The 9,665-nt window shown below is 72.9% G+C and carries 10 protein-coding genes; 5 read left to right on the top strand and 5 right to left on the bottom strand.

Annotated features, from left to right (window positions below; translation table 11 throughout):
• Positions 1 to 390, bottom strand: a 390-nt coding sequence (locus CR470_RS31935; protein ID WP_257138983.1) for a glutamate-cysteine ligase family protein, incomplete at its 3' end; no start/stop codon positions are given.
• A 146-nt stretch (positions 391 to 536) separates the two neighbouring features.
• On the opposite strand from CR470_RS31935, the gene CR470_RS31930 reads away from it, so the two are divergent.
• Positions 537 to 1,358: a TIGR02452 family protein gene (locus CR470_RS31930; protein ID WP_097870960.1), complete on the top strand. Its 822-nt coding sequence runs from the start codon at positions 537 to 539 to the stop codon at positions 1,356 to 1,358.
• Between the two features lie 79 nt (positions 1,359 to 1,437).
• Here the strand turns inward: CR470_RS31930 and CR470_RS31925 are convergent, their stop codons facing one another.
• Complete coding sequence (locus tag CR470_RS31925) at positions 1,438 to 1,905, bottom strand: type II toxin-antitoxin system PemK/MazF family toxin (RefSeq protein WP_097870959.1); 468 nt, start codon at positions 1,903 to 1,905, stop codon at positions 1,438 to 1,440.
• A 146-nt stretch (positions 1,906 to 2,051) separates the two neighbouring features.
• Between CR470_RS31925 and CR470_RS31920 the strand changes: the two genes are divergently transcribed.
• A complete protein-coding gene (locus tag CR470_RS31920; RefSeq protein WP_097870958.1) occupies positions 2,052 to 3,074 on the top strand; it encodes a LacI family DNA-binding transcriptional regulator in 1,023 nt (340 codons plus the stop codon).
• Positions 3,075 to 3,129: 55 nt separating this feature from the next.
• Positions 3,130 to 3,402 carry a hypothetical protein gene (locus CR470_RS31915; protein WP_097870957.1) on the top strand — a complete coding sequence of 91 codons (273 nt, stop codon included), beginning with the start codon at positions 3,130 to 3,132 and terminating at the stop codon, positions 3,400 to 3,402.
• 209 nt (positions 3,403 to 3,611) lie between these two features.
• Here the strand turns inward: CR470_RS31915 and trxA are convergent, their stop codons facing one another.
• On the bottom strand, positions 3,612 to 4,016 hold the full coding sequence (gene trxA, locus CR470_RS31910; protein ID WP_097870956.1) for a thioredoxin: 405 nt from the start codon (positions 4,014 to 4,016) through the stop codon (positions 3,612 to 3,614).
• Positions 4,017 to 4,142: 126 nt separating this feature from the next.
• Between trxA and CR470_RS31905 the strand changes: the two genes are divergently transcribed.
• Positions 4,143 to 5,588, top strand: a complete 1,446-nt coding sequence (locus CR470_RS31905) for a dihydrolipoyl dehydrogenase family protein (protein WP_097870955.1) — start codon at positions 4,143 to 4,145, stop codon at positions 5,586 to 5,588.
• 32 nt (positions 5,589 to 5,620) lie between these two features.
• On the opposite strand, the gene CR470_RS31900 is transcribed toward CR470_RS31905, so the two are convergent.
• On the bottom strand, positions 5,621 to 6,502 hold the full coding sequence (locus CR470_RS31900; RefSeq protein ID WP_179892441.1) for a pentapeptide repeat-containing protein: 882 nt from the start codon (positions 6,500 to 6,502) through the stop codon (positions 5,621 to 5,623).
• Between the two features lie 209 nt (positions 6,503 to 6,711).
• On the opposite strand from CR470_RS31900, the gene CR470_RS31895 reads away from it, so the two are divergent.
• On the top strand, positions 6,712 to 8,103 hold the full coding sequence (locus CR470_RS31895) for a PP2C family protein-serine/threonine phosphatase (protein ID WP_097870953.1): 1,392 nt from the start codon (positions 6,712 to 6,714) through the stop codon (positions 8,101 to 8,103).
• Between the two features lie 156 nt (positions 8,104 to 8,259).
• On the opposite strand, the gene CR470_RS31890 is transcribed toward CR470_RS31895, so the two are convergent.
• Positions 8,260 to 9,665: CHAT domain-containing protein (locus CR470_RS31890; protein WP_143663916.1), on the bottom strand; the 1,406-nt coding region annotated here is incomplete at its 5' end.

Below are 9,665 nucleotides of genomic sequence, written 5' to 3'. Positions count from 1 at the left end.
CCACGGATCGACGCCGAGCCCGACCGGTGCGAGCCCCGCCGCGCCGAGCGAGGCGCGGACCGCCGCCAGATCGGCCGCGGTGGTGTCGACGCACTCCATGAGGGAGCCGGCCGGCTGCGAGCTGAGCTCCAGCTGCCCGCCCGGCTCGAATGTCAGCGCCGCGCTCAGCGGCAGCGCACGGACCGCCTCGACGGCGCTGTCCAGCCGTTCCCGGCCGATCGGAAGATCAGGTCGTTCCCGGTCGTGGATGAGCCATTCGAGTTCCACCCCGACGGTTCGAGGAGGGCCCGTCTTGAAGCAAATGCCGCGCAGTAAATCCTCTGCCCCGCTCTCGTCGAGGGGGGCGGCGTCCGGGCGCGAGCCGGTTGCGCCGGGAATGTCCAAGCCCATGAGGGCCTCCTTCTCAGCTGCGTACCTACCAGCCAAACCCGTACCCGGAGATCGCACAAGGGTGCCCCCGGGTCGGGAAAATACGGTTGCGCCCAGGCCGGGTTCCCCATCAGCATGCCCCGTATGCACCACACGGGGGAGCGCCGGTGAGCGCGCGGCTGCGCGGTATCGCGCGCGGGACGGAAGCGGTCGTCGAGGCCGGGAGATATCACAACGCGGCAGGTCAGGTGGTGTCCATCGAACGAGCCGTGACCGCCGCGCTGTCCGGAACCAGGCTCTACGGACCGGACCCGGTGCCCGTCGCCGCCCTGGACACCGACCGCACCCCGCGCATCGAGGTCACCGGCGAGAGCAGCCTCGCCGCGGCCCGCCGGATGACCGGCGAGGGACCCGGCCGGGTCGCCGTCCTCAGCTACGCCTCGGCCCGCAACCCCGGCGGCGGCTACCTCAACGGCGCGCAGGCCCAGGAGGAGGCCCTGTGCCGAGGCTCGGCCCTCCACGCGACCCTGCTGCGCGCCCCCGAGTACTACGCGCACCATCGCGCCGAACGCAGCGCCTTCTACACCGACCGGGTGATCCACTCGCCCGGGGTGCCGGTCTTCCGCGACGACCGCGGCGCGTTCCTGGACGCCCCGTACACCGTCGGATTCCTCACCTCGCCCGCGCCCAACGCCGGGGTGATCCAGCGGCAGACCCCCGAGGAGGCCCACCGCGTCCCGGCGGCTCTGGCCTCCCGCGCCGAACGGGTGCTGGAAGTCGCGGCCGTACGGGGCTACCGCAGACTGGTCCTGGGGGCGTGGGGCTGCGGGGTGTTCCGCAACGACCCGGGTCAGGTGGCGGAGGCGTTCCGGGCACTGCTCGGCGAGGGCGGCCGGTTCGGCGGCCACTTCGAGCAGATCGTCTTCGGGATCCTGGACCGGAACCCCGACTCCGCCGTCCGGGCCGCCTTCACCCGGACCTTCACATGAGCCGGGGTGCGGCGTCCGGAGCGTGCCGGGAGACCGGACCGTGCCCGGCGGGCCGCACCACCGCCCACCGCGTCGCCTCTCAGCTCCAGCCGTACCGCTCGCGCAGCCGCCCGGCGACCCGGTCGAACCGCTCCCGGTCCAGGGCGCACGCCTCCCGGCGCATCCCGTCCTCGTGGACCCTCAGCACCCGGTCGAGACCGGCCCAGGACGGCCGCCCCGAGCTGTCCCAGGGGCCCGCGCCCAGCGCCACCCACTCGTGTTCCCGGTCGTGCTGCTTGCTGGAGAGCTGGACGGCGAGCAGCGTGCCCGCCTCCTCGCGGGCCACGACGAGCACCGGTCGGTCCTTCCCCCGCCCGTCGCTCTCCTCGAAGGGCACCCAGGTCCAGACGATCTCACCTGGGTCGGGATCGCCGTCGCGATCGGGGGCGTAGGAGGTGCGCACGGGGCCCACATCGTCGGGATCGACCTGCGCCGTGGCGCTCGGCCCGCTGCTGCCGGGCACGTCAAAGGGGTTGTCGGAACGGTACGCGCTGTCGGGGAACGTCATCGCAACACCGTAGAACCTCCACCGGCCGATCCCGGGAGCGGGGCGTCGGACCCGGGGCCGCGGGGCGGCGTTCCGGCCAGTGTGACCGAACCTGCGGGCCCCGGGCCGAATCCCGCTCCCACGGGTCTGGAAGACTGCCCGACGCCATGAGCCAGTTACCCAAGCAGCCCGCCGAAGTCTCCGTTCCGACCAGCGCCGATGTCGCGCGCCTCGCCGGAGTGTCCCGGGCCACCGTGTCGTACGTACTGAACAACAACGTCACCGTCCGGATCAGCGAACCCACCCGACGCCGGGTCAGGGAGGCCGCCCTCCAGCTCGCTTACGTCCCGCACGCGGCTGCCCGCAGCCTGCGCGCCGGACACAGCCGCATGGTCCTGCTGCCCTCCGGCCACATACCGGCGGGACCACTGCACCAGTACTTCTTCGAGGAACTCCAGTCCGGGCTGCGCCGCCTGGACTACACCGTCGTCCAGTACGGCAGCGTCGGCCTCACCGCCGACGAGGCGGCCACGGCCTGGGCCGAACTGCGGCCCGTCGCCGTCGTCGTACCGCCGGGCATCGCGCTCACCCCGCACGGCACGGGCATCCTGACCCGCTCCGGAGCCAAGGCGGTGATCACCCTGGGCCCCGGCCCGGTGGCCGGAGCGCACGGCCTGGTCATGGACCAACGCCAGGTTGGGGCCAGCGCGGTGGAACACCTGCTGGCCCGCGGCCGTCGCCATATCGGCGTGGTCATGCCCCAGGAACCGGGCCGGGCGCTCTTCTCCGAACCCCGTCTCATCGGGGCGCGTCGCGTCGCCGAACCGGCGGGGGCCCGCGTATGCCCGCTCCCGCTGCGGTACGAGGAGGAGTCCGCTCACCAACTGGCCGCCCGCTGGCCGGAACTGGGACTGGACGCGGTGTTCGCGTACAACGACGAGTACGCCATGCTGCTGATGCGGGCACTCCAGGACGCGGGGGTGACCGTGCCGGCCGACACGGCGGTGATCGGCGCCGACGACTCCCTCATCGGCAGGCTGCTGCGTCCCCGGCTGAGCACCGTCCGGATGGAGCTCGCCATGCCGCAGCCGCTGGCCGAGACGATCGACCGCATGGTCCAGCACCCGGGCGGGCCGCCGGTCCATCAGGATCTGCTCCGCACCAGCGCGGTGCACCGGGAATCCAGCTGACCGCCTCCGGCGCGACGACATGCGCGACGCACCGCGGATCTCTAGCGTCGGAGGCATGAGCCACCCGCAGAGTTATGAGCTCCTCCTGATCCCCGACCACAGCAGGACGCGGACCGGGGCCCCCGGCCGGCCGATCCGGTCCGCGGTCGTCGCCGCCACCGGCCAGACGGGGGCCTCGGGCTACCCCCGGTACGCGGGCGAGGGCATGGAGGCGGACGTCGATCCGGAAACCCGGACGGTGGAGGCCGTGCTCATCGACGGCGAGGAACTGGACTACGGCATGTCGGTCCGCGTCGCCGGGGCGGAGGGAGAGCGTCCCGCGTCCTGAGAGCGGGAAGCGGCGGGCGGCCCCGGGAGATCGGGAAAAGAGGGCGGCCCCGAGAACCCGGGCTCGCCGCGCGCAACCTGACACGACCGGGGCGCCGACACGGCAGGACGGTCACGCGCGCCCCGGACACGACCGAGGGCCCCGACCGCGTACACCGTCTCCATGGTGTCGGTCGGGGCCCAGGGCCGTACCGTGCTTCGACAGGGCGACTACGGGGCCTCCGGCTGCCCCTGCCCCTGGCCCGCCTCGGCTGCCCGCTTCTGCTCCTCGACGGACTTGCGGACCTCGTCCATGTCCAGCTTCCGGGCCTGCCCGATGACGTCCTCCAGAGCCGCCTCGGGCAGCGCACCGGGCTGCGCGAAGACCGCGACGTTGTCGCGGACGATCATCAGCGTCGGGATGGAACGGATCTCGAAGGCAGCCGCCAGCTCCTGCTGCGCCTCGGTGTCGACCTTGGCGAAGACCAGGTCGGGGTGGCGCTCGGAGGCCGAGTCGTAGACGGGCGCGAACCGCAGGCACGGGCCGCACCAGGAAGCCCAGAAGTCGATCAGGACGAAATCGTTGTCGCTGACGACCTGATCGAAGTTTTCCTTGGTGAGCTCGACGGTGCTCATACTGGGGGTACCTCTTCCTCTGCCGGTGGAGTCCTGACGGTTTCTGTCCGGCACAACGGTGGCTGCACGTGCGCTATTCCGCCTGCCCATGTGGCCGGGGCGCACACCCGCGAGGACACTGTTTCCATGACTGATGCAGGGAAGAACTCCGAGCGCTCCTCCTACGACGTGGTGATCATCGGCGCGGGCCCGGTGGGCGAGAACGTGGCGGACCGGGCCCGCGCCGCTGGGCTCTCCGCAGCGGTGGTGGAGTCCGAGCTGGTCGGCGGCGAATGCTCCTACTGGGCGTGCATGCCGAGCAAGGCGCTGCTGCGCCCCGTCGTCGCCCGCGCCGACGCCCGCCGGGTGCCGGGACTGAGCGCCGCGGTGCGGGGCCCCCTGGACGTGGAGGCCGTGCTCGCCCACCGGGACGAGGAGACGAGCCATTGGAAGGACGACGGCCAGGTCGCCTGGCTGGAGAGCGTCGGAGCGGACGTCTACCGGGGCACGGGCCGGCTCGCCGGCCCCCGCGCGGTCACCGTCACCGCCCCCGACGGCACGGAGCACCGGCTCACGGCCCGGCACGCCGTCGCCGTCTGCACCGGCTCCCGGGCCGTCGTCCCCTCCCTCCCCGGCGTCGACGAGGCCCGCCCCTGGACCAGCCGCGAAGCCACCAGCGCCAAGGAGGCTCCCGGGCGGCTCGTCATCGTCGGCGGGGGAGTCGTGGGCGTGGAGATGGCGACGGTCTGGCAGGCGCTGGGCTCCGAGGTGACCCTGCTGGTCCGGGGCAACGGCCTGCTCCCGAGGATGGAGCCCTTCGCGGGCGAGCTGATCGCCGACGCGCTGACGGAGGCCGGGGCCCGGATCCGTACGGGCGTCTCGGTCACCGCGGTCCAGCGCCCCGCACCGGACGGCCCGGTCACCGTCGACCTGGGCGGCGGCGACCGCATCGAGGCCGACGAGATCCTCTTCGCCACCGGCCGGGCCCCGCGCACGGACGACCTGGGCCTGGAGACGATCGGTCTCGAACCCGGCTCCTGGCTCACCGTGGACGACAGCTGCCGCGTCGAGGGCACGGACTGGCTGTACGCGGTCGGGGACGTCAACCACCGCGCCCTACTGACGCACCAGGGCAAATACCAGGCCCGCATCGCAGGCGCGGCGATCGCCGCCCGCACCGGGAAGGCACCTCTGGAGACCGCACCCTGGGGCGCCCACGCGGCCACCGCCGATCACGCGGCCGTCCCCCAGGTCGTCTTCACCGACCCGGAGGCCGCGTCCGTCGGCCTCACCCTCGCCGAGGCCGAACGCGCGGGCCACCGCGTACGCGCCGTCGACTACGACCTCGCCTCGGTCGCGGGCTCCGGCCTCTACGCCGACGGCTACCGGGGCCGCGCCCGGATGATCGTGGACCTGGACCGTGAAATCCTGCTCGGCGTCACCTTCGTCGGCCCGGGGATCGGCGAACTCCTGCACTCGGCGACGATCGCGGTCGTGGGGGAGGTCCCGATCGACCGTCTGTGGCACGCGGTCCCGGCGTACCCGACCATCAGCGAGGTGTGGCTGCGGCTGCTGGAGACGCTTCGAGGGTAGGAACCGCCGTTCCGGGAATCGCGGGACGACTTTTAGCCTGCCCAGTGCGAGGGGTGCTCCAGCGGGTGGGCGACCTTCGTGCGGGCGTCGCCCCGCGCGGCGTTCAGCTGCGGCTGCGTGAGGAACAGCGCGCCGCGCAGATCCGCCCCGCACAGGTCGGTGTCCCGCATGTCCGCGCCGATCAGGTCCGCGTCACGCAGGTCGGCGTCGGACAGGTCGGCCGCGATGAGGAGGGCGCCGCGCATGCTGGCGCCGCGCAGCTTCGCACCGCGCAGCCGCGCGCCCATGAGGTTGGCGCCCCGGTGGTTCTTCCTGCGCCCCGGGACCACCGCGCGGGCCAGCTCGCTGGCGCGCAGGAGCAGCGGGTTCACCTCGCCGCGCAGTGCGTCCACGTCGACGGCGAGCAGGCTCTCCACCGTCTCCCGGGTGAGCGCGTCGATCCGCTCGTACGCGTGGCGCAGGTCCCGGTGGACGGGCCGTGCCGCGGGCAGATCCAAGGCCTGCGCGGTGTACTTCAGGAGCTCCTGCAACTGGCGTACGACGGGGAGGACCTCGAACATCGCGCGGGCAGAGTCCGGCTCCTCGCGCCAGCTGACGCCCTTGAAGGTGACCTGGGAGACCTTCTGGCCCGCGCCGAAGCAGTCGAACACCGTGCAGCCGTTGTAACCCTGGTCGCGCAGCCGCTCGTGGATGCCGCAGCGGAAGTCCTCCCGAAGGTTTCCGCAGGGCGTGCCGGCGGACTTGTCCACCGGGAAATCCGACGAGCGCGAAAAGGGCAGCGCCACGCAGCACAGACCGAAGCAGCTCCCGCAGTCGGCCTGTAGGTCGGGCTGCGCGGCGAAAGATTTGCGCTCGGGCACGGGGACTCCTGATGCGGCGGTGGGCGGCGGTGCGGTGTGGCTGTAGCGCTCCATTGTCCCTCGTGGGCGGAGTGCGCCCGAACGCGGTCCGTGACGGTACGAGGGCCGGGCGTGCACGGTCGGGGGCGGGGACCTGTGCGGCACGGCGCGCATGGTTGGCCGTCGTCGCCCACATGCCCGGCGTAGCCGTGTGCTGGAGACTGAGAGGGCGCCCGGCGACTCAGGTCCCCGGCGGGTGCGTGCGAGAGAGGCAAGGACCCGGTATGTGCCCGAAGCAGGACGAGGCGGGTGGCCCGCCTCATCGCGGGGCCGGCAAGGAGCGGGGCTCGGGCGGCGGCGCCGACCGCTTCGAGGTCGACGAGGTGGTACAGCACGCCCTGGACCGGCTCACGCTGCTCATCAACGCGGCGGAGGCCCTCTCCAGCACGCTCGAAGTGGACCAGGGGCTCCGTCGGCTCTGCCGCACGCTCGTCCCCGGCCTGGCCGACTGGTGCGCGGTCGACCTGCTGGACGACCAGGGGCGGCTGCGCAGGCTCGTCGTCGAGCACCGGGACGCCGATGTGACGTCCCCGGGCCTGGACGAAGGTTTGCTGCCTCCGGCCGAAGGTTCGGCGGCCTCGGTCGCCCGTGCGCTGCTGGGTGTGGGCCCTGTACTGCTCACGGACTTCCCCCCGCCGGAGGAGGCGGACGACCCTCTGCGTTCCCGGGAGCGGGATCTCTTCGAGCGGCTCGGGGCCGATACGGCGATCGTCGCCCCGCTCAGAGCCCGGCGTCAGGTGCTCGGCGTGCTGACCCTGGCTCGTACCCGTCGAGAAGCCCGGCTGACCGAGGACGCCCTCTCCCTCGTCGAGGACCTCGCCCATCGGGTGGCGCTGGCCGTCGACAACGCGCGCCTGCACGCCGAGGCGCAGCACACGGCGGAGCGGCTGCAGCGTTCCCTGTTGCCCGGCCTGCCCACGGACGGACCACTCGACGTGGCGGCCCGCTACCGGCCGGCGAGCACCACCGCCCGCGTCGGTGGTGACTGGTACGACGCCTTCGTGCTGCCGGACGGCGCGATGACACTGATCATCGGCGATATCGCGGGACATGATCTGCGGGCCGCGGTCATGATGAGCCAGACCCGCAACATGCTCCGGGGCATCGCCTGCGACCGCAAGGAACCGCCCGGCAAGATCCTCGCCCGGCTGGACGCGGCGCATCACATCCTCTATCCCCACCAGACGCTGACCTGTATCTACGCGCTGGTCGAACGGCTGGGCGCGGACGAGCCGTGGCTGCTGCACTACGCGGTCGCGGGCCACCCCGCACCCCTGCTGGTGACGCACGACGGGGAGACCCGCTTCCTCACCGGGGGCCGCAGCGTCATGCTCGGGGTGGAGCCCGAGGTCCATCGCCCCGCTACGACCGACACGCTGCCGCCCGACTCGACCGTGCTGCTCTACACGGACGGCCTCGTCGAGCGCCGCGAGGAGGACATGGACCGGGGTCTGGCGCGCCTGCGGCAGCACGCGGCGGCCCTGGCCCGTGAACCGCTCGAGACGTTCTGCGACGAGATCCTGGAAGGCATGGCCGGGGGCGGCTCGGACGACGTCGCCCTGATCGCGGTCAGAATCGCGCCCCCGCACGCCGGACCCGACGTGGCCGTTCCCTGAGCCGGAAGGACGACGTCGCAGCGGGCTCCGCCGTTGCCACAGGCCCACGGAACTTGCGCGTGCCCATGAGCAGTGAGTCCGCGGGTCACCCTCGCCGGGGGAAGAGCCGGCCGAGGCGGCCGCGGACCGGCCTCCGGTACGACGGGATGCGCGTGGTCAGGCGCCCGCGTGGACGTGTGCGGCCCACACCGAGGGCAGGTTCGGATACTTCGTCCTGAGCCGCCTGACGGTGCGATGGACCGCCGCCGACGCGCACAGCGGGCCGGATCGGTCCGCGATCAACTCGCCGTAGATCTGCTGACTGAAAGCCGGCGCCACAGCGTCGTCGACGCGCCACAGCGTGCCGACCACCTGGGAGAACCCGGCTATCTGAAAAGCCGCCAGCGGGTGGATCGCCTCGTCGGACAGGCGCTCGGTGGTGCGGGCCGTGTCGCAGGCGGACAGGAACGCGAACTCCGCGTCCCGCAGGCGTAGTCGGGAAAGGTCCCGTACCCGGAACGGCGCGCGGTCGTGGTCGTGCAGCGCGAGGTGGCTGTCCGAAGGGTTGTCCGGGTCGCTGTACCCGTGGCAGGCGAAGTGTGCCCAGCCGCCGGCCGGCAAGGCGTCGAGAACGGCGTCACGAGTTGCGTCCGCGCCGACCAGGACCGTGGCGCCGGGTATGAGGGCGGCCAGGTGATCGGCTTCGGCCCGTGCGCCGGGCAGGTCCGGGGCGTCCGGAGTGTGCGGCATCGCGACCACTAGCAGCCGAGGCTCGGTCCGGTTGGCGCGGCGGCCCGCGCGGGCGTGGCCCAGAGCGCGGATCGTCGGCGTCGTCGAGGAGACGACGCGGTCGAGGAGCGCAGGGCCGCCGTCGCGGTGGTGGCCCGCCGCGTGCAGGGGGAGCAGGCTGAGCGACCCGACCGGCGCCCACCAGACCCTCGGCCACCGACCGTCCGCCGCCGGTTTCGCTGTCAGCCCCAGTTCGTCGAGCACAGGGCCCGCGACGGTGTCCCACAGCCATGCGAGCGTGTCGTGGATCGCCTGCTCGGCGGCCGGCCGCCCCTCCGCGAAAGCGGTGTGCAGAGCGCGCACGCGCTGACTCACGGCTTCCTCGCTCAGCCCGTCCAACGCGCGTGACCGGACCCCGTCCGGGGTGATGATCAGCGCGTCACATCGGTGCCGGCTGACGTTGACGTACACGATCGGGCCCTCGTGCGCCTGCGCGGTGAGATCGGTGAGCAGCGGGGGCCGCAGGAACCGCTCCATACCGGGCAGCGCGCGGATCCGGTCGGTCACCGCGTCGAGCTCGTCGGCGAGGGCCACGCGGTCGCTCGTGGTGTCGGTCTCGAACTCCGCGGTGAGCGTCCGGAAGCGCTCGGCCAGCTCGGGCGCCCGCTCGCGCAGGTCGGAGAGATCGCCGCGGCTGTCGAGTGCCTGGGCGGCGAGCACACAGCGCCCGGATTCGAGCAGGGTCACCGCGCTCACCGCGTCGCCGGCGGCGAGCGCGCACGCGGCCGCGTCGGCGGCGACCCCGGCGAACCGGCCGAGCCAGTACCGCGCGTCCTCGCGGTCTCTGTCTCTTA

The sequence above is a fragment of the Streptomyces sp. rh34 genome (assembly GCF_002551245.1).
Taxonomy (GTDB): domain Bacteria; phylum Actinomycetota; class Actinomycetes; order Streptomycetales; family Streptomycetaceae; genus Streptomyces.
Note: the sequence above shows the minus strand (reverse complement) of the source record. Positions and strands in the feature narration are given on the sequence as shown.